Origin of the sequence: Priestia sp. BR_2 (assembly GCF_041954005.1) — a bacterium.
GTDB classification, from domain to species: Bacteria; Bacillota; Bacilli; order Paenibacillales; family Paenibacillaceae; genus Paenibacillus_AQ; species Paenibacillus_AQ lautus_A.
In genome coordinates this window covers 1-20,442 of the sequence record NZ_JAVFHM010000229.1, presented here as the reverse complement: position 1 = coordinate 20,442, position 20,442 = coordinate 1, and the positions used below count along the sequence as shown (strand labels likewise).

Genomic DNA, 20,442 nt, shown 5'->3' with positions numbered 1-20,442 from the left:
ACGATCTTCTCCTGCGAGCCATAAGTAGTGATCCAGCCGTGAGCCATGATCATATCCAGTCCCAACACATCTTGATAAAAAGCATAACAAATCCTTCCATCATAAAAAGCTGTTGAGATTGAACTCAACAGCTGATTCGTTAGCTCCCTGATGCAGTTGGCCTAATGATGATTTCATTCACATCGACTTCCGGCGGCTGCTCGATGGCATACACAATCGCTTGCGCAATCGATATCGCCGGGATCGATATTCTTCGATACTCCTTCATGACTTGTCTGGCCGTATCATCGGAAATGCTGTCGGCCAGCTCCGACTCCGTCACGCCCGGCGATATTTGCGTAACCCGGATACCTTTGCTCCCGACCTCCTGTCGCAGCCCCTCCGAGATTGCGCGAACCGCATGCTTGGTGGCACAATAAACGGCCGCGGTAGGCGATACCTCATACGCACCGATGGAAGCGATATTGATAAATTGACCTAAGCCCTGCTTCTGCATCACCGGCAGCCCTGCCGCAATGCCATGCAGGACGCCGCGGACGTTCACGTCGATCATCCGGTTCCATTCGTCCACCTTCAACGCTTCCAAGGGCGATAGAGGCATGACGCCTGCATTGTTGAGGATGACATCCACCCGCCCGAATCGGCTCACCGCCAAGTCGATGAAGGATTCCATCTGATCGAGATGAACGACATTCAGCGATTGGTAAACGGCTGAGCCGCCTTCCCCATTCAATGCGGCAGCCAGCTTCTCCAGCCTGTCCGTTCTTCTCGCCCCGAGCACCACATGTGCGCCATGCTGAGCGAGCAGCCGGGCCGCCGCTTCGCCGATCCCGCTGCTCGCGCCTGTAATGGCCACGACTTTTCCTTTTACGCTAGACATGCAACAACGCTCCTCCCGTTCCTGTTCTGTATTTCGAAATCCATTCCGCATTTTTGCCATGACACAATGTTAGATTTCCCGATACAATACCATTCCGGCATGATAGAGAACGCCGTCCCGAAAATCGCCGTCGGCCGTGAACCCGGTATCATCCACATATTCGATGTGATCGCCTTCCATGAAATAGCGGCCTTGATAGGCGCTTTGCCGCGGTCCTCTTGCTTCATCATAACGCCCGTTCGGGAGGAGCTCGTGGCGGATATATCCGTCCTTCGTAACCCACATGCCTGCATAGGGATGCTTCGCCCCATTCGCATCAAGAGCTGGATTCATTCCATTCCCTCCTCTTCGCTCTTATCTAATCCTCTTGAGTTTCATTTATAGCTGTCTGCCTTTAACCATTGAGGATAGTTCTATTATGCCTTCACACCGCATTCATCCGGTAGCCGAATCCACCACGATTCTTGCCTATTCCTGCATGATTGATTAAGATTGAACCATATACCATCGGAGGAGGATACCGACCCTGAATGTTCAACTATGAAGGAAGCCATCCGCACAACGAACTTGCAGGATACATAGAAAAATACACGGGCATGGACGGTACATATAGTACGTCGATACCCGCTCTGCATTTTATACGGGCATCCAGCGAGACGGAATTGGTCCACACGATTCATGAACCCGCGCTATGCATCGTTGTCCAAGGCCGAAAATTAATCATGCTGGCACAAGAATGCTATGTTTACGACCCGTCCAGCTATCTTGTCGTCTCGCTGCAGCTGCCCATATCCGGCCAAGTAATCCAGGCGGCACCCGAGCGGCCTTATCTGTGCCTTCGGCTGGACTTTGACAAGCATCAGATTTTCGAGCTAATCAAACCCGGCCAAGAGACCCCTCCCAAGAAATCCGGCTCCCAAAAAGCCCTGTTTGTCAGCCCGATGAATCAAGCGCTGCTGGATGCCGTCGTCCGCCTCGTGCGCCTTCTGGATACGCCGGAGGATATTCCCGTCCTAGCCCCCCTGTTCACGAAGGAAATTCTTTATCGAATCCTTCAAGCCGAGCAAGGGCAATCCCTGAAGCAGTTTGCCGTCAGCGGCAGTCATGCGCAGCGCATCGCGGCGGCTGCCCAGTTGATCGAGCGTGATTATAATCAGCCCTTGCACATCGCCAAGCTGTCCGCAGCCGTCAATATGAGCCCTTCTTCGCTTCATCATCACTTCAAGGAAATCACCGCCATGAGCCCGCTTCAATATCAAAAGCAAATCCGATTGCAAGAGGCCAGGCGTCTCCTTCTCTCGAAAACCTCCGCGGCGGCCGACGCCGGATTTCAGGTCGGCTATGAGAGCCCCACCCAGTTCAACAGGGAATATGCCCGCATGTTCGGATTGCCTCCGATCCGGGATATCAAACGTCTTCGCGACTCATTGGACTTCGGCACGCACGAAACGTAAACCCGATCGGATACGAACAGCAAAACGGAAGGGATTCGCCAGTCAAACATAAAAAAACGGCATTTCTGCCGTTTTTTTATGTCGGGCACCAAGCGGCCCTGCCTTTTATTCGCATGCTATCCTTTCGTTCCGCCCTGCAGCCCGAAGCCCTTGGACATGAACTGCTGGGATAGAATATACATGATGATCGCCGGGATGGCGTACAGCACCGAGAAGGCCGCGAGGCTGCCGTAGTCGACCATGCCGTACTGCCCGAAGAACTGGTACAGCTTCAGGGATGCCGGGAACTTCTCGGGCGATTGCAGCAAGATATACGGAACGAAGAAATTGCCCCAGCTGCCCGAGAACGTAAAGATTGCCACCGTGCATATCCCCGGAACCATCAGCGGCGCCACTACCTTGCGGATCCCCGTAAACACCGAGGCCCCGTCCACCCATGCGGCTTCCTCCAGATCGCTCGGCACGGAATCCATGAAATTCTTCATCATCCATATCCCGTACGGCATGGACGACGCTACATAGAACAAGATGACGCCAAAAATGTTGTCATACAGCTTTAACCCCAGGAACAGCTGGTAGACAGGGACCATAACGGCCGTAATCGGCAGCGAGGTCATAAACAGAATGGTGAGCATGAAGGGTTTCTTATATTTCATCTGATAACGGGATAACGGGTAAGCCGCTAGCAGCGCCAGCAGGACAACCAATACGGCTTGGCCAAGCGACATCACCAGGCCGATCAGATAAGCGCGCTGGTTCTCGCTGCTGGTAATCACCTCTACGTAATTGGCGCCGGTAATCTTGCTGGGCACTTTCAGGGATTGCATTGCATTCGGATCGACGGAAGCCACAAGCACCCAGAGCAGCGGCAGCACGAAGCAAATGCCGATCCCCGCAAGAATCGCATACGGCAGAATTCGATAGACTAATTTACGTTGTTTGGCATTCATATGATTTCACCCCTGGTTACTCTTTCATCGACCTGATATACAGGAGGCTTAACACAATCCCGATCAACAGCAGCAGCAGCGAAATAGCGGTTCCATAGCCTAATTGATAGTTCACAAACGCCTGATTGTACATAAAGATCGGCAGGGTCGTCGTGGAGTTGCCGGGACCGCCTCCGGTCATCGCATAGATGAGCCCGAACACCCCGAGCGTCTGCAAAGTAACCAGCATCATGTTCGTGGTAATGGTGCTTTTGATGTAAGGGATGATGATGCGCGTGAAGATTTTCCACTTGGAGGCTCCATCCACTACCGCCGCTTCCTCGATTTCGTTCGGCACGTCATCCAGCGCGGCTTGAAATACCAGCATCGAGAAGGCCGTACCGTGCCAAATATTCGCAAGAATGATCGTCAGCATCGGTACGGTAAACAGCCAGGTCACTTCCGAAAATCCGAAAAATGTGATAATCGCATTCAGCGTGCCTTCATCCCCGAAGAAGCTGTACAGACAAAGGGCGCACACGATCTCGGGCGTTACCCAGCCCGCAAGCACAATCGTTCCAATCACGCGCCGAAACGTCTTGTTCCTCTGCTTCATCAGCAGCGCAATCAGAAATCCCAACACCTGCTGCCCGATCACCGCCGAACCGATAAGAAAAACCAGCGTGTTCCAAATACTGATCCGAACCGTGGGATCCTGGAACATCCGGGAATAGTTGTCAAGGCCGATAAACTTGAGCTCCCTCGCCGCTTCCCCGGTCAAGGCCAGATTGGTGAAGGAATAGAAGAACGTTAACAGGATGGGATATATAAAAAACACGAGCATAATCGCGATTGAAGGCAGCAAAAAAAAGAGCCAGGTATACGTTTTTCTTCGTTTCGGGTAAACGTCCACGGACAGACTGCTCATGTGTGGTTCTCCTTCCATACGGATGATCTGAAAAACCGCTTGCCCAAGTCTCCGCGATGACGGGAGCGCTTGAGCAAGCCGGTTTTGCTTATAGCAGGTTATTTCTCCACGATATGATCCGCACCAACGATGCGGGTAACATCCTGCGCGTATTTATTCATGGCATCCGCAGGCGATGTTCCGGTTGCTACGGATTCCACCATCGTCTGGATCTGCGTCGACACTTCCGGATACTTCTCCTGAGCTGGTCTAAACTCTGCGTTCTGCAGGTATTCGGTCGCGATTTCGTTAAACGGCATTTTCGTATATTCCGGATCCTTGGCAACATCGGCACGCACCGTAATATTGCCGGAGGACATGACGAGCTTCTGGGTATTTTCCTTGCCCAGCGCATACTTGATAAATTCCCATGCCTCGTCTTTGTTCTTGGAATTGCTTGGAATCGACAGCGCCCAGCCTCCGGCAAGCGTAATCGAGCCGGGCTCCTGTCCTTGGCTGGTCGGCATCGGCGCAAAGCCGAGCACGTCTTTGTATTCTGGCCATGGCGCCGCGCCTGTTTCCATGTAGTTGCCCGTGATCCAGGAGCCGTCCAGCGAAATCGCCAGCTTGCCCTGCGGCAGGTATTCGCGGGAAGCCGTGTTGCCTGCCTGGCCGTTCAATACTTTGGAGAGCGGCGGTCCCAGCTTCTCTTTGTTGACCGTTTCCACAAAAGTCAGCGCGTCCAGAATGCCCTGGCTTTTCGTAATCCATTTGCCGCTGGCATCGTCATACAGCCTTTCGCCCGTTCCGTAGAGCAGCATCTCGTAGGTTTGCATGGAGGTAGCTTCGCCTGTAGCCTTGCCCATGTTCATCCAGATCGGTACAACGTCGGGCGCCTTCTCCTTGATCGTTCGCGCAGCGTTTAAGACCTCCTCCCAATTCTTAGGCTGCCAATCCTCGGGAAGACCCGCTTGTTTGAAAATATCCTTGTTATACCAAAGGCCCCTGGAATCCGTGTTATACGGCACGCCGTATACCTTGCCATCGCTGGCAGTGACGCCCTTCTTCATCGCTTCGATGAAGGAGCCGTTGCCCCAGTCTTCCCATCCCGCCAATTTATCGTCGAGCGGCTCCAGATAGCCCGCGCTGGCATCCGAGTTCAAGATGAAGGTATCTTCCGTCACGATATCGGGCGCCGTATCTTTGGATTTCAGCGCCAGGGCCACCTTGGCAAAATAATCGCCTTCCGATGCCTGAATCGGTGTCGGCTTAATCTCTACGCTTTTGTCAGGGTAACTGGCCGACACTTCCTTAAGCCATTTATAGAACGCTCCGTTCTCGCCGATCCCGTCATCCCGAAACGTAACGGTAATGATTTTCTTGGCCGTCTCTCCGTCCTTTCCCGGCTCCGGATCGCCGGTATCGGCCGGCGTTCCCTTGCCACCGGTACAACCGAACAACAAAGAAACGCTTAATAAAGCCGTCGTTACTAGCCAAATCCCCCTCTTGCCTGACTTCATACGGATCCCTCCTTTTGGCTGAACACATTGAATATATGATCCAAATTTTGGATACGCTTACGAAAGCGTATATTCAACTCTATTTAGTAAATAGCGTAGATATGCTTATTACCATATATAGTAAAAACAAGTATACAGATCCCTCTTTATCTTCATTCCTTCAATTTTAGGTCTTTACTTTTGCCGAAAACGCCAATATATTTGTATGTACAAACAATTATTAAGTGGATATACATGGAATCAAATGTCAGAATCACATCTAAAACTGGAGGTAACCTGCCCATGAGTGATCGCTTGATTTTTTTGCTGGCTCTATTTTCAGTGACAGGCTCAGGCCTTATAGCCGGCCTGTTCTTCGCCTTCTCATCCTTCATGATGACCGCTTTATCGCGGATTCCGAACGAACAGGGGATCAACGCCATGCAGTCCATCAATGCAACCATACTCAACCCCACGTTCGGTGCACTGTTTACAGGTACCGCCCTAACCAGTATCGTTCTTGCAGTCCTATCCATCCTCCGCTGGGGAGAACCGGGATCCGTCTACTTGCTGGCCGCCGGTCTGCTGTATCTGACGGGATTCATCGTAACGATGGCCTTCAATGTCCCGCTCAATGACGCGCTGGCTGCCGTTGATCCTGCGAGCAGCGCAGGAAGCGAGGTCTGGAATGCCTACCTAAGTAAATGGACGGCCTGGAACCATGTACGGACGGTCACCTCCATAGGGGCCATGATCCTGTTTGTTTTTGCCTTACGGCATATCCCTTAAGACTCGATTAACCTGAAAACTAGATTTAAGGGCTGCCTGTTCAAACTTTCTAACACATAACCCATACCAACTCTACCGATTCTTCATTAGATATACTATCAATCTAGTAAAGGCGGTGGAGATTATGGGGATTTCCACGACAGGTCAGTGGAATCACACATGCCAACTTGACACTACAGCCAAGCCGCGTCGTAACATCGGATGGATATCAAGCAATTGGAGCGGATACTCTATCACTGGAAAAAAAGGGGCTTTCAAACGGGTCTCCGCCAAATGGAATGTGCCGTTTGTTCGGCCAAGCCGCGGGACGTCCTACTCCTCGGCCTGGATCGGCATTGACGGATTCAGCAACAGCAATTTGATACAGACCGGAACGGGTCATGATTGGATAGACGGCAAGGCTTATTATTATGCTTGGTGGGAGATTCTCCCCGCCTCGGTTACGTTCATTCCGCTGCCCATTCAGCCGGGTGACCGCATGCATGCCAGCATCATCAAGTGCAGCGGGTCGAACTGGCTGATCTGCCTTCGCAACGTATCCCGGAACTGGACCTTTCGAACATTGCAGCGGTATAGCGGTCCGCAGACCTCGGCGGAATGGATCGTCGAAGCGCCGCAAATCAATGGGGCGCTTGCCACGATGGCACGATTGTCCCCCGTTGTCTTCTCCTGCTGCCGCGTCAATGGGAAACGCCCCAAACTCACGGCGGATGATGGGGGCATTATGCTCCAGAATTCAACCGTTACCTCCATTCCCTCCAATCCGAACCGGGCGGGAGACGGTTTCGTTGTCAAAGGCGTTCATCAATAAGGGACCTGGCGCCTTAAAGCCTATAAACCAACAACAGCCGCTGCACGCCGGAAAAGTCCGGCATGCAGCGGCTGCCCCTTTATCATATTCCGTAAACCGGGTTTCCCTTAAACAGCACGGCATGGCGGCGGGACCGCCTGGCAACGGCTTCTGCGGAGCAGCTGGCTTCCACAATCACCGCATCCGCCGCATCCCCGACGTTTGGCCACGCATAGCGGCCGTCCTGGTCTAGCGGCGTCACGCCTCCCGTAATAAACCCGAGGGCCTGTCCGAGCGAACGCTCATCGCTCATATGGAAGCGTTCGGCCAGCGTGCCCGCCTTGTCCAGATTATCCCCTTTGCCGAACGGGGACCAATGGTCCATAATGCTGTCTTGCCCAAGCGAGATGTTCACGCCGCGGCGGTGCAGCTGCGGGATCGGGATGGTTCGGCCAAGCGGTACGGAGGAGGTGATGGAAATACCCAAGTCCGCTAACCGAATCGCCACTTCATCCACCTCGCTTGGTGAGACGTCCGCGAAAGCGAGGGCATGGCTGAGCGTGACTCTTCCGTTCCAACCCGCCTCTTCCGTAAGATCAGCAACCCGTTTAAAGGCATTCAGTCCGATCTGGGACGACTCATGCAGGTGCAGATCAATGCCGGCGTTGGCTTCCACCGCCAGCTCCATCACGGTGTTCAGCGATTTCTCCATATCCTCGTCCACCGTCGTGGGATCCAGCCCGCCTACCAGCGCGGCTCCGTTCCGGAGCGCTTCCCTGACCAGGGATACGGACTGGCTGCGAAGCAAGCCGTGCTGAGGAAAAGCAACGATCTCCACAAAAGCTTTTTCCTTATATCCTTCAACCGCCTGCAAGGTGGCTTCCAAATTTTTCAGACCGACGACGGGATCCACATTGCAGTGGGAGCGGACATGGGTAGAACCGTAACGCAGCAGCAGATCCAGCAGTCCCTCCGCTCGCTCCTTGGCGGTGGGAAGAAGCTCGGGAAGCAGCCTCTCTTCCTCCTCGATCCGGCTGAAGATTCCGTGAGCCGGACGAAGCGGTGCCTTCCATGGTCCTCCATAATAGGTTTTGTCCAGGTGGATATGCATATCTCTAAAAGAGGGCAGCATCAGATTCCCCTTCATATCCCATGTCGGCAGCAGCGAATCCGGCAAAGCCTCCGCGGGACGAATCTCAGAAAAAGCCCCATTCTCTATCCTCACATGAAAAAGTCCCGTTTCGGTTCCGGTCACCACGTCATCCTCGTAGCGGTAACCCGTTTCCAGTCGGACATGCAGCAGCCAGTATGCCTTGCTGTGTTTGTTCATATAACCTTCATCCCCTTCTCGCTTATATCTGCCCACTTTTCGATATCCCTTAGTTCGCAGCCTCCATTAAGATGCGTTCGATTTCTTGATATCCCCGCTCCTGGGCGTGCTGCAGGGGAGTTACGCCGTTCCCGTCCGGAAGCTCAGGGTCTGCCCCATGATCCAGCAGCAGCTTCACGATACGCTGATAGTTCTCGCTGCCGTCACCGAGAATGACAGCCTCCAGCAGCGCTGTCCAGTTCAAATTATTAATATGGTTCACATCGACGCTGGTCCGGGTCAGCAGCTCCTGCACAATCTCCACATGACCGCGGTCGGAGGCCGGAATAAGAGCCGTACCGCCAAAACGGTTCGTGAGCGTCACATCCGCATCGGCATCAATGGCCAACCTCAGGATGTCCAGCATTCCTTCAGCACCGGCATACAAAAACACATTATTCAGTTGATGATCCCGAATATTGATATCGGCGCCAGCCTGAATCAAGGCGTCTACCGTATCGACATGATTGCGGTAGGTTGCCGCCATCACCGCCGTTCTTCCCTGTTCATCCGTCGCATCGATGTTAGCGCCGGATTGAAGAAGCTGTCGTACTTGCTCCGTATTCCCTTGCTCGGCGGATTCAATGAGTTGACGATCCATATTCTTCTTCACCTCGTGTTTCTCCGAATTTGGTTGACAGGCCGACAGGAAAAGGATCAATAGCATAGCTGTTATACGCAGCACCCGATACTCCCCCTCTTTCTATCGTATATATGGGTATGCTACCATGAGACAGAACCATATGAAAAATACTTAAAAAATTGAATTTATGAAGGTTTTTCATATACAAGGAGGTTTGCATAAGCATATGGATATCAGGCAGCTCCGCTATTTTATTGCCATCGTGGAGGAAGGCACCATCTCGCTCGCCGCCAACCGGCTTCATATATCCCAGCCGCCGCTCAGTCAGCAGCTGAAAGCCATGGAGGAAGAACTCGGATCGGTCTTGGTATATCGAAGAGGGAAGCGGCTGGAAATCACCGAATCGGGGAAAGCGCTGTACAAATACGCGCTCCAAATGACCCAGCTCATGGAAGAGGCTAAAGCCGAAGTGAAAGAGGTCGGGAACGGAGATAAAGGAACGCTGAGCCTTGGCATCAATACCCTGTCTTCGGTAGAGCTGCCGTCATGGCTCCATGAGTTCAGGGCAAGATATCCCCAAGTCTCGTATAAAATTCAGCAAAACGAGTCGTATCAGCTCTGTGAGCTCGTGCGAAACCGGTCGCTCGAAGTAGCGATCGTTCGCCTGCCGCTTGAATTGGACGATTTCTCGATCCTTCATCTGCAGACGGAGCCTTTTTACATGCTCACCTCGGAGCCATCCATCGAACAGGAGACGACCCTCCCCCATATCGCGCAGCATCCGCTTATTCTGCCAAGCACGGAAGGGCTGGGCGTGTATTATACGATCCAGATGGCTTTCTCGGAGCAGAAGCTGCAGCCCAACATCGTAGCCGAATGCTCCGACATTTCGCTGCTCCTGCGCTTGGTCTCTTCGGGGTTCGGCGTGGCGATCGTTCCCGAGACCCTGATCAAACAGCAGCTGCCCGCAGCGGTGCATGCCTTCAAAATCAAGGACACCCCGGCTGCGGCCTCCACGGCCTTAATCTGGCTGAAGGATCACCATGTCTCCAGAACGGCGCTCAACTTCATTGACCTGTTGGCTACCACCTTATAGATTTGCGCACCTCATCGGATGTCCAGCAGCAAAAAGAGGACAGAGCTAATGAAGCTCCGTCCTCCAATCGGGTGCCGTTTATTTCGTGCGATACAACGAGCCTGCGACCCCCTCCCGCTCCTGCTTCTGTCCTTGGGAGTGAAGATACAGCTCTTCGTAATACCCATGGGAATCCAGCAGTTCCTCATGGGTCCCTTGCTCCACGATTCGGCCTCTGCTCATGACCAAGATTCGGTCCGCCCCCATGATGGTGGATAAGCGGTGGGCAATGACAAGGGTCGTCCGCCCCTCGGCAACGAGCTGCAGCGCATTCTGGATGAGCTGCTCCGTGTGCGAATCCAGGTTGGCGGTCGCTTCGTCCAGAATGAGAATTTTGGGCTGGAACACGATGATTCGCGCGAAGGAGATCAGCTGCCGCTCGCCGGCGGACAAGCCGCTGCCCCGCTCCGACAGCCGGGTGTCATATCCCTCCTTCATCCTCCTGATGATTGAATCCGCGCCGATAAAGCGGCAAGCCTCGATCACCCGTTCCCTGGATATGTCCTCATCGAACAGCCGCACATTGTCCAGCACCGTTCCGGAGTAGAGATAGGGCTCCTGCTGCACAAGGCCCACGATCCGATGCAGATCGGACTGCGCCAGCTCCCGGATGTCGATTCCATCAATCCGAATGCTCCCTTCGTTCACGTCGTAGAAACGGCACAGCAGGCTAATGAGCGAGCTTTTTCCCGCGCCGGTGGTTCCGACGATCCCGATCATTTCCCCGGGTTGGATATGAAGATCCAAATCCCGAATGACCGGAGCCCCGCCTTCGTAACCGAACGTGACCCGGTCAAAGTCGACGCGGCCCTGAACCTTCGACTTCTCCAAGGCCTCCGGCATGCGTCGATCCGTAACCTCAGGCTGAATCGCGAGCAGGCTCCATATCCGGTTAATCGCCACCGTCGCCGATTGCAGCGTATTCCACTGCTGGGTGATCGTATTGATCGGCTGGAAGAACAAACGGATATACGTAATAAAAGCATACAGCACGCCGAACTCCAGCGTCGTCCCCAGAACGGCTTGCCCGCCGAGCCACGTCACGAACGCAATCGCCAGGTTGTTCAATATCTCGTAGGAGCGGTTAAACAGCACATTGGTCCGGATCTCCCGGATGTTGGCTTTGAAATAAGAGTCGTTCCGCTCCTCGAACTGCTTCTCCTGCTCCTTCTGCTGATGGAACACTTGGATCAGGTTCATGCCTGAGAGATTCTCCGCCACGAAAGCCACCAGCCGGGATAACCGCGTTCTCGCCATCTGGTAGGTGTGGCGCATATACCGCCGGAACGCAATCGCGATCCCTGCAATGATCGGCAGCAGGATGAGGCAGTATAAGGTCAGCGTGACGTCCAGCTGGAACATCATCACCAGGATGAAGATCAGCGTGAAGCCGTCACGAAACAGGCTGAGCAGCACCTGGTTAAAAAACTGGTTGATCGCTTCGGTATCGCTGGATACATGCGTAATCAAGCTGCCGCTCGGCACCTTGTCGAAATACGACATCGACAGCCTCGAGATATGGGCAAACAGCCGTTTGCGAATGCTCGCTACAATGCTCTGCCCCGCTTTTTGCAGCAAATTATTTTGCAGATAGGTAAACATCATGCTGAGCAGCGATAACGAAAAATAGATGCCGCAGATGATCATCAGGCTCTTGTAATCGTTCTTGCCGACCATCAGATTATCGTCGATCGCGATTTTCATCAGGTACGGCTGCAGCAGCTCTGCCGAGATGGCAATCAAGGTGCAGCCGATAAACCCGGCAAAGGTCAGCCGGTGTTCCTTCATATAGCCCGACAAAGCCCGGAACGTGGATATATACTTTGGCTTGGACTGCGGGGCGTTCAAATCCGCCTTCTGATCCAGCTGCCAATTGTTAATGGCCTGTGCCATGATGCTTCATCCCCTCTTCCTGAATGTCATGCAGCGTCCGGTACAGTCCGTCCGTAGACAGCAGTTCTTCATGCGTACCCCGCTGGACGATCTCTCCCTGATCCAGGACGATGATCTCATCGGCATGCTTCAATGCACTAATCCGGTGGGCAATGATGATCGTGGTCTTCCCCTGGCGGATATCGCGAATCGTCTCCATGATTTCCGTCTCCGTCACCGCATCGACGGCGCTTACGCTGTCGTCCAGAATGAGGATGGGCGCATCCTTGATGATTCCCCTCGCCAGGCTTGTCCGCTGCCGTTGTCCGCCTGAAAGGGTAATGCCGCGCTCCCCTAAGCGGGTCTCGAACTTGTCCGGAAACTCCGCTATGTTGTCATGCACCCGTGCCTTTCGCGCCGCTTCCTCGACGACGGCCGGTTCCGTGTCCCTTCTATAGAAAGCAATATTCTCGCGGATGGTCGAGCTGAACAGGAAGCCGTCCTGGGGAACGTAAGCGATTCCTTCGCGCAGGCTTTTTAATGTAAGCTTCCGAATGTCCTCGCCGCCGATCAGCACCTTCCCCGGAGGCGGGTCGTAGGTGCGCAGCAGCAGCTTCATCAGCGTGGTTTTGCCGCTTCCCGTACGGCCGATGATGCCCAGCGTCGCGCCGGGTGGAACGCTCAGCCGAATGCCGCGCAGCACCTGCCTGGAACCTCCCTCATGGCCGTCCAAAGCATCGTAGGAAAAAGATAAATCCCGCACCTCAATCCCTGGATACTCCAGATTCAGCTCCTTGGCGCCAGGCAGTTCCTTAATGTCGGCCTGCTTATCAAGCAGATCGTTCAAGCGGTCAAGCGAGGCCCTCGCTCTCTGGACGACATTAATGACATTCCCGATCTGCTGCAGCGGGTTCATCAGCATGCGAATGTAAAGCGTCAATGCGACAAAGTTACCGACCGAGATGCGTCCCATGATCGTTAAGTAACCGCCGAATGAGAGGGCGATAATAAGAGAGGATGCGCCTAGAAACGGAATGATCGATTGAAAGAGCGACGACACGCGCACCAGCCGCAGCTGCTTGTCCCGGATGCTGTCCACCGTCGTCCCGAACCGCCGTTTCATCGTCTCTTCCACCGCAAACTTCTTCGTGACGCGGATCCCGCCAAACTGCTCCTCCGCCGATTCCGTCATCACGCCCAGCGCTTCCTGAACCTGAAGCGATCTTCTCCTGATGATCGGCCCGAGCCAGACAACGATGATCGGTATCAGCAGCAAAGGAACGATGCTTGCGGCCACCAGATACAGCGGAACATTCGTTATCAGCAGCATGACTATCGTGGAGACCAGCAGGATCGAGGCGTTTGCCGTCTGATTGATCCCCATCGAGATCGCTTCCCTTACCGTCGTCACGTCGTTCATGAAATAACTTAGCAGCTTGCCGACGCCGTTCTTGGAATAAAACCGCTCGCTGAGCCCCGTAAAATGGACAAACAGGCGGCGCCGGTTCATAAATTCGAAATAACGTCCCGTGTACATGACCAGAAACTGGCCGATCCCGCCGATGACGGCAAAGCCGACGCCGATACCCAGCAACGTCCAGCTGTACTGCACAACGCCGCCGACCGACAATAAACCATCCTTCAATTCATCCGTGAAATTGCCCAGCACCCTCGGGAAATTCACGTGGATGATATTGGCTACCAAGTGACAGCAAATCGACAACACATAAAATGGCCACGTCTTCCTGAAAAAGTCTCCAAGTATTCGATGAGAGTCCAATGTCCCATATCACTTCCTGTCCTGTTATTGGATTATTCAGTCCGTTACGTTCCCCCTTCCATACGTTTGCTGTGATGCTCCCATATTAATAGTTTCTAGATATAAAGGAGTCCTCCTTCCTAAACCGCCTGATGTTTTATTTAAATTTAGACATAACGTCAATCAAGGTCATTCGAGTCCAATAATCTAAAGATAGAGCCGCGCCCATGGGGCGCGACTCCGGATAACGATATATTCTTACGCATGGCAAAATCCTGATCCGGTTTACGCCGAGCCGGCCAACCATACCGCGGGCTCGCCGGAATAGGTCAGCAGCAGCTTATGCATGGCCCGGGTACAGGCAATATAGAGCAAGCTTCGATCCATCTCGGTACGATAGTTTGCGGCGCCCGCAAAAGGAACGATAACCTGGTCGAATTCCAGCCCTTTGGCCATATGGGCGGAGGTAATCGTGATTCCCTCCGGAAAGCGGTCGCTGCTAAAATCGAGCAGGCTCACGTTGTCCGTTAACCCCCTGACCGACTCGTACACCTGCCGGGCTTGCGATGACGTTTTGCATATGATCCCCATCGTCTGCATCCCGGAATTCGGAAAGTTTCGGGTGAGCTCTTGAATGAACGCCAGCTCCTGCGCCGCATCATGACACCGGATCAGCAGCGGTTCTTCACCATGCCGCTCCACGGGAATCATGGTGCTGCGCGGATGGATCCGCTTTGCAAGCTTCATGATTTCCAGCGTGGAACGATAGCTTTTTACCAGTTCGATCGTATCGGCTTGAGGAAACACGCGCTGGATATCGGGCAGCGAGGTTGAAGTATACACGTTGACCGATTGGTTGCTGTCGCCGAGAATCGTCTTTTTGCAAGCAAACCATTTGGAGATGACGGCATACTGAATCGGAGTATAATCCTGCATTTCATCGACCAGCAGATGCTTTACCATATCGTAGGAGGCACTCCCTTCCAGATGCATCTTGAGGTAAATCAGCGGAAAAACGTCAGCGTATTCGATCGTTCTCCTCCCCTTCATGATGAACAGATCCGGTATGTTCCGATATGAGAAGAATGCCTTGTACAGGCTTAACGCATTTTGATATTTGAACATTTTTCGGATCGCGGCTTTGACTTTATTGGCTTCCGCCGAAGTCAGCCTCTCGCCGTCCTCCGTACGGGCCTGCCCCGACAGGACCGAGGCGGTCTTCTCCAATCGCTGCCTGACCGGCAAACTCATGCTGCCCAGGTATTTATCCATGACCTCCGAGGCCGGTATGAGCACCCCCTTCATCTGAATATCCGTTGGCTGGAAAAATTGCTGATCACCATATTCCAGATAAGCATCCAGCTCATGCACAAAATCCAAACCGGCCTTGTACCGGATCCGTTCGATGGCCTGCTCGTCATGGGCGTGTACGATTTCGTCCACCTGTTCGGAGAAGGCCTGGAACTGGCATAATCCTCGGAGCTCTTTGGCAGCAAGCTCCTCCATCGTGACCTCCATGATTTTCTCTTCGCCAAGCTCCGGCAGCACGCTCGATATATAATCGGAGAACACTTTATGCGGGGATATGATTAGCACGTTGCTGGAAGTCAGGGTTTCCTTATGGCGATACAGGAGAAAGGCCACCCTGTGCAGGGCCACCGAGGTTTTGCCCGAGCCTGCCGCTCCCTGAATGATCAGCTCATGCGCTGTTTCGTTTCGGATGATGGCATTTTGCTCCTGCTGGATGGTAGCCACGATATTCTTCATCTTCTCGTCCGAGTTGCTGCTGAGCTCCTTCTGCAGCACGTCGTCATTGATGTTCATGGAGCTCTCGATCATATATTCCATTTGGCCGTCTTTGATTTTATACTGCCTTTTGACGGTAATTTCGCCCTGCAGCCTCCCCATGGGCGCTTCATACGACGCAGGGCCGGCATTGTAATCATAAAACAGGCTGGCCACCGGCGAGCGCCAATCATAGATGAGATGCTCCTGACTCTCCGGGTTCGTGAACGAATGGGTGCCGATATAGTAGGCGCCTTCTTCTTCCTTCGGTTCATTCGTACGAAAATCCACCCTCCCAAAATAAGGCGAGGCAAGCAGCTTGCGCATCCTCTGCAGCCTGGCCGCCTGTTTCTCTCCGGTATCGATCGACAAAGAAATATCAACCCGGTTGGCCGCACGCTCCGCCGCATCCAATTGGGCCATGTTGACCCACAGGTATTTCTTGGCTTCAATGATATCCTTATACGAATCGGACACCTTCCCCTCTAATTCCTCCGATGCCCGTTGAAGCTCCTTTAATACCAATGCAAGATATTCCCGCTCTGCGTTTTCGTTTGGATTCAGCACTCCGATTTCCCCCTCTTCGCTAAAGAATAGCTCTAAGTATAGGGGTTTCCCGAAAAAAATATAGACTTATACTTTCCGTTGTAGTATTGTGTATTTATCGTGGGTCCAAAAATAGCGATACGATGGACATAGACTGCAAATGACGTACCATAGATAAAAACCAGGCTGCATGTTCATGCAGGCCTGGTTTTTTTGTGCTTGTTACCGCTCGTTTTTCGTCTGGTACAGATAAAGCGTAAGCGGGGCAAATATCCCCATAAACAGCACGCAGACTCCGATTCCGGTCATGATCACGGCCGGGCCTGCCGTACCGCTCATCAGCGCCCTGACGGTGGTTGCCGCCATACTGACGGGATTCAGATCAATGAGGGTCGCTGTCCATTTCGGCATCGTCGACGAATCCACCAGAATGCTGCTGGCGAACAGCAGCGGATATATCGCGATCATGCTGGACCCCGACACCGTCTCCGGCCGCTTGGCCACGACGCCGACCAGCGCAAATATCCAGCTGACGCTGAAGGCAAACAACAGGATGAAGGCTATGGCGCACAACACCTGAACGGCACTGCCTTCGGGGCGGAAACCCAGCGCCACGCCCGTACCGAGGGCAGCAGTAACGCCGGCCGCATAACGCAGCCCATCCGTAAGGATGGAGCCAATCACGGATGCGGGCTGCCAGAAGGGCAGCGTTCGGAAACGATTGTACACCCCTTTGGTAATATCCGAGCATATCGTGGTTCCGCTGTACACTGTCATGGGAACGACCGTCAGGATCAGGATGCCGGGCAAGAGGAATTGAATATAAGCCCCGGTTGACCCGGCCATGGCACCGCCGAACAGGTAACTGAAGATGAGCAGCAGCAGAACCGGCGACAGAACCGCATCCATCACCAGACCAAACCCGTTATGCTTGGTATGCTGCCAGGTTCTCCACATAAAGATTCGGATCGACGTCAGGATAGAGGGAGGATCGATGACCGCTCGCCGAACCGTCGGCAAGCCGTCCTTATTCGCTGTCGCTGTATGCTGGTTTGCACTCATGGAGCGCCTCCTTTCGACTTTGCGTCGGTCAGGGACAGAAAGACCTCATCCAGACTCGGCTCGCTTAAGGCAAAATAGTCAATGGCGAACCCGTTCTCCATCAGCGTATGGATGGCCTGATGGGCAGCAATCGCATCCTTCACCGGGATCTTATGTACCAACGGATGATCGTCCTGCAATACGGTCAGGGCGTGCGCCTCGTATAACCACGTACCCAATTTATCCCGATCGGCCTGCTCGTTGAATTGGACGGTTAACGTCCTGTCGCCAATCGAAGCCTTCAATTGCCGGGGCGTCCCTTCGGCTATCAGGTTCCCTTTATCCATCACGGCGATCCGGTCCGCCAGTTGATCAGCTTCCTCCAAGTATTGGGTTGTGAGCAGCACCGTAGTCCCCCGTTTCAAGAGCGACCTTACAACATCCCACACTTGAACACGGCTTTGCGGGTCCAGTCCCGTGGTCGGCTCATCCAGAAAAATAACATCGGGCTCGGTAACGATACTGGCGGCAATATCCAGCCGCCTCCGCATCCCGCCGGAGTAATGCTGCACCGCGCGATCCTTCGCTTCGCTGAGTCCGAAGGCTTCGATCAGCTCCTCGCTTACGGACCGGGCCGCTTTTGCCGAATGACCGTATAGCCTGGAGATCAGCTTTAAATTCTGAAGACCGGAGAGTCCTTCATCCAGTGCCGCAAACTGGCCCGTCAAGCTAATCCTTCTCCGAACGTTTCGGGCATGGCCCACGATATCAAATCCGGCTACGCTGGCGCACCCGCCATCCGGCTTTATCAGGGTGGATAACATATGGATGGTGGTTGTTTTTCCGGCGCCGTTCGGACCTAACAAGGCAAAGAGCTCTCCTTGTTCGACTCGCAGATCGATTCCTCGAACGACCTCCGTTCCGTTATAGGATTTACGAAGCCCTTTCGTTTCAATGGCGTAAGACAAGTATCACATTCCCTTCTCTTCCTTTATCATCGCGGTCTCCATCATCTTAAGAAGGCCCGCTCTTAAAAATCGTCCAGATGATCACGGACCCAATCGGCAAGCGTTGCAGCTGGCCGCCCCGTGACCTCCTCCACCGTCGGCAGTACCGTATAACCGATCTCGGGCGGATTTTTTCCCATTTGCACAAAAAACTCAATCGACTCTTCGTCGTAGCCCTGCTCTCTCCATTGCTCTCTCGCCTGTACCTCGGTCAGTTCGACAAAACGGATCTCCTTGCCTGTTACCTCGCTTATGATCCGAACCGCTTCCGTTCGCGAGAGGGCCTCCGGTCCCGTAAGGAAATATTCTTGGCCATGGTGACCTTCCTCCAGAAGTGCGGCAACGGCCACGCGAGCGATATCGGCTTCATGGATTCTCGCACTCAACGCATGGCCGAACGGCTCGCGGACAACGCCTTCGTCACGGATCGATTCCTGCCAATCGGTCCGTATATTCGCCATAAACTCACCGGGCTTGAGCAGGGTCCATTCCATTCCGCTGTTTCGCAGAGCTGCTTCTACGGGACCTTCTTCATAGCCCACCAATACCGTTACCCGCTTTACGCCCGCCTTCTCGGCCAGCTCGATAATCCGCGGATCCGTCTGAAGGGTTCCGTAAGCCTCATCGCTGGAAATGATCAGATGCATCGCGGTTACGCCTTGCAGGGCGGGGATCAGACTATCCGGGTCATTGAGATTGCCGGCATACATCTGAACGCCCTCGGGCACTTTCGCCTGCTGCGGATGGCGTGAGATCGCTCTCACTTCGTTTCCTTGCAGCATAAGCTGCTGCACGATGTGTTTTCCAACGGTTCCGGTAGCGCCTGTTATTAAAATGGTCATATGGAAATCCTCCTTGTGCGTTGATTAAAGGTACGCGTATATTTGTTGCGTCATGGTTCGTAACGTTTACGGATGTCCTCCAGCTCTTTCAGCAAATCTTCCTTAAGCTCCGGCGGCGAGAGGATCTCCACCTTGGCACCGTAGCTTAGGATCACCGAGACAGCATACGCTTTGGTGTAGAAGATGGTTTGGACATCCAAGCATCCCTCGCTGGAGGCGCATGCATCCGGAAACTGCTCGATCACCCGCGGACCGGCGGACGGATCGAAACGAAGATGCGCCTCAATTCCCTGCACTTCCTCTTGCTCCTCCCGCTCCAGGCCCTCTCTTCGGAGGAACGTGTTCTCGGATATTTCAAGACCGGTTATGCGAGATACCCTGAAAATTCGCTTCGACTCCTGGAGCAAGCAGTAAGCCTCCAAATACCAGACGCCTTGTTCCCAGTACAGCTGCAGCGGCTCCACTTGCCGCTCTGAGCGGCTGCCGGATGCGCTGGTATAATGAAGGGTTATCAGGTTCGAGCCTTCAATGGCTTTCAACATTTGCCGGACCCATGTCCGCTCATGTTCCGACGTGCTCATCTCGACTATGATTTGTTCATGACATCCTCCGTTCAACAGGGCAGGCTGCAGGGTTCCGAGCTTATTCATGATCGCTGTATATCTCCCTTTCACAGTCCCTTCGATGCCCTTTAAGAGATTATAGATAGCCAAAAAGTCATCCACGGAGAAGTGCTGCCTCGTCAGGTAGAACCCGCTCATCAGTTCAAACCCGCCATCCGCACCGGGATAGGAAGCGATTGGAATGCCGGCCTGATTGATGAGGTCCACATCGCGGTAAATCGTGCGAACCGAAACCTCGTACCTAGCAGCCAGCGCCGTGGCGGTCACTCTTCTTTTGGTCAACAATTCCATCGTAATGCCAAGCAGCCGGTCCAGCTTCATCGTTTACACTCCTTGCGTTTTCGTCCTTTTTGACTTCTGAATCGAATGTTAAACCATAAATCTTGACATCTAGCATGTCAGGATTAAATTACGTTCCCGTTGAAATAGGGATTATTTTTATGAAAAGCAGTAGATGAGGCGGGACAACAAAAAAGCTCCGTATCACGGAGGGGACTGCCCCCCGTTTGTGAGACAGGGATCAAAACACCTTGCAAGTTTAAGCAGCCAGTTGCCGGAAATGAAACGGCGACTGGTTGTTTAGTTTTGTTTGAATGCGAATTGAGTTATAGTAAGTAATGTAGTCTCGAATG

Annotated in this window: 19 protein-coding genes; 4 read left to right on the top strand and 15 right to left on the bottom strand. The window is 53.5% G+C overall.

Annotated features, from left to right (window positions below; translation table 11 throughout):
- Positions 1–139: 139 nt before the first annotated feature.
- Both RB298_RS18120 and RB298_RS18115 read right to left on the bottom strand, forming a co-directional pair.
- On the bottom strand, positions 140–880 hold the full coding sequence (locus RB298_RS18120) for an SDR family oxidoreductase (protein WP_192570971.1): 741 nt from the start codon (positions 878–880) through the stop codon (positions 140–142).
- Between the two features lie 69 nt (positions 881–949).
- On the bottom strand, positions 950–1,213 hold the full coding sequence (locus RB298_RS18115; protein WP_096776132.1) for an Atu4866 domain-containing protein: 264 nt from the start codon (positions 1,211–1,213) through the stop codon (positions 950–952).
- A gap of 197 nt (positions 1,214–1,410) precedes the next feature.
- Between RB298_RS18115 and RB298_RS18110 the strand changes: the two genes are divergently transcribed.
- Positions 1,411–2,334, top strand: a complete 924-nt coding sequence (locus RB298_RS18110; protein ID WP_486047869.1) for an AraC family transcriptional regulator — start codon at positions 1,411–1,413, stop codon at positions 2,332–2,334.
- A gap of 116 nt (positions 2,335–2,450) precedes the next feature.
- Here RB298_RS18110 and RB298_RS18105 read toward each other — a convergent pair whose 3' ends face one another.
- From RB298_RS18105 to RB298_RS18095, 3 genes are all read right to left on the bottom strand, one after another.
- Entirely contained in the window at positions 2,451–3,284 is an 834-nt protein-coding gene (locus tag RB298_RS18105; protein ID WP_009591022.1) for a carbohydrate ABC transporter permease, read from the bottom strand.
- A 16-nt stretch (positions 3,285–3,300) separates the two neighbouring features.
- On the bottom strand, positions 3,301–4,191 hold the full coding sequence (locus tag RB298_RS18100) for a carbohydrate ABC transporter permease (protein WP_096776134.1): 891 nt from the start codon (positions 4,189–4,191) through the stop codon (positions 3,301–3,303).
- A gap of 98 nt (positions 4,192–4,289) precedes the next feature.
- A complete protein-coding gene (locus tag RB298_RS18095; protein WP_213579440.1) occupies positions 4,290–5,690 on the bottom strand; it encodes an ABC transporter substrate-binding protein in 1,401 nt (466 codons plus the stop codon).
- 282 nt (positions 5,691–5,972) lie between these two features.
- Here RB298_RS18095 and RB298_RS18090 point away from each other — a divergent pair, with 282 nt between their 5' ends.
- Entirely contained in the window at positions 5,973–6,458 is a 486-nt protein-coding gene (locus RB298_RS18090) for an anthrone oxygenase family protein (protein WP_096776136.1), read from the top strand.
- 124 nt (positions 6,459–6,582) lie between these two features.
- On the top strand, positions 6,583–7,269 hold the full coding sequence (locus tag RB298_RS18085; RefSeq protein ID WP_452520107.1) for a G1 family glutamic endopeptidase: 687 nt from the start codon (positions 6,583–6,585) through the stop codon (positions 7,267–7,269).
- Positions 7,270–7,351: 82 nt separating this feature from the next.
- Here RB298_RS18085 and RB298_RS18080 read toward each other — a convergent pair whose 3' ends face one another.
- Positions 7,352–8,578: an amidohydrolase gene (locus tag RB298_RS18080; protein WP_486047865.1), complete on the bottom strand. Its 1,227-nt coding sequence runs from the start codon at positions 8,576–8,578 to the stop codon at positions 7,352–7,354.
- Between the two features lie 49 nt (positions 8,579–8,627).
- Positions 8,628–9,284, bottom strand: coding sequence for an ankyrin repeat domain-containing protein (locus tag RB298_RS18075; protein ID WP_277749087.1), 657 nt, complete (start codon positions 9,282–9,284; stop codon positions 8,628–8,630).
- A 142-nt stretch (positions 9,285–9,426) separates the two neighbouring features.
- Between RB298_RS18075 and RB298_RS18070 the strand changes: the two genes are divergently transcribed.
- Complete coding sequence (locus RB298_RS18070) at positions 9,427–10,296, top strand: LysR family transcriptional regulator (RefSeq protein WP_486047863.1); 870 nt, start codon at positions 9,427–9,429, stop codon at positions 10,294–10,296.
- A 78-nt stretch (positions 10,297–10,374) separates the two neighbouring features.
- Here the strand turns inward: RB298_RS18070 and RB298_RS18065 are convergent, their stop codons facing one another.
- The 8 genes from RB298_RS18065 to RB298_RS18030 form a co-directional block, all read right to left on the bottom strand.
- Positions 10,375–12,228 (bottom strand): ABC transporter ATP-binding protein, encoded by a 1,854-nt coding sequence (locus tag RB298_RS18065; protein ID WP_486047862.1) that lies wholly within the window; start codon positions 12,226–12,228, stop codon positions 10,375–10,377.
- On the bottom strand, positions 12,212–13,987 hold the full coding sequence (locus tag RB298_RS18060; RefSeq protein WP_486047861.1) for an ABC transporter ATP-binding protein: 1,776 nt from the start codon (positions 13,985–13,987) through the stop codon (positions 12,212–12,214). The genes RB298_RS18065 and RB298_RS18060 overlap by 17 nt, the downstream gene beginning before the upstream one ends.
- 264 nt (positions 13,988–14,251) lie before the next feature.
- Positions 14,252–16,318 carry a HelD family protein gene (locus RB298_RS18055; protein WP_486047859.1) on the bottom strand — a complete coding sequence of 689 codons (2,067 nt, stop codon included), beginning with the start codon at positions 16,316–16,318 and terminating at the stop codon, positions 14,252–14,254.
- 201 nt (positions 16,319–16,519) lie between these two features.
- Positions 16,520–17,359 carry an ABC transporter permease gene (locus tag RB298_RS18050; RefSeq protein ID WP_277746666.1) on the bottom strand — a complete coding sequence of 280 codons (840 nt, stop codon included), beginning with the start codon at positions 17,357–17,359 and terminating at the stop codon, positions 16,520–16,522.
- Positions 17,356–18,306 carry an ATP-binding cassette domain-containing protein gene (locus RB298_RS18045; protein WP_332296272.1) on the bottom strand — a complete coding sequence of 317 codons (951 nt, stop codon included), beginning with the start codon at positions 18,304–18,306 and terminating at the stop codon, positions 17,356–17,358. The genes RB298_RS18050 and RB298_RS18045 overlap by 4 nt, the downstream gene beginning before the upstream one ends.
- A 62-nt stretch (positions 18,307–18,368) precedes the next feature.
- Entirely contained in the window at positions 18,369–19,187 is an 819-nt protein-coding gene (locus RB298_RS18040) for an NAD(P)H-binding protein (protein WP_486047855.1), read from the bottom strand.
- Between the two features lie 50 nt (positions 19,188–19,237).
- On the bottom strand, positions 19,238–20,131 hold the full coding sequence (locus RB298_RS18035; protein ID WP_096776146.1) for a helix-turn-helix transcriptional regulator: 894 nt from the start codon (positions 20,129–20,131) through the stop codon (positions 19,238–19,240).
- A 217-nt stretch (positions 20,132–20,348) separates the two neighbouring features.
- Positions 20,349–20,442 (bottom strand): IS3 family transposase (locus RB298_RS18030; protein WP_486048016.1); only part of this gene is annotated, 94 nt, incomplete at its 5' end.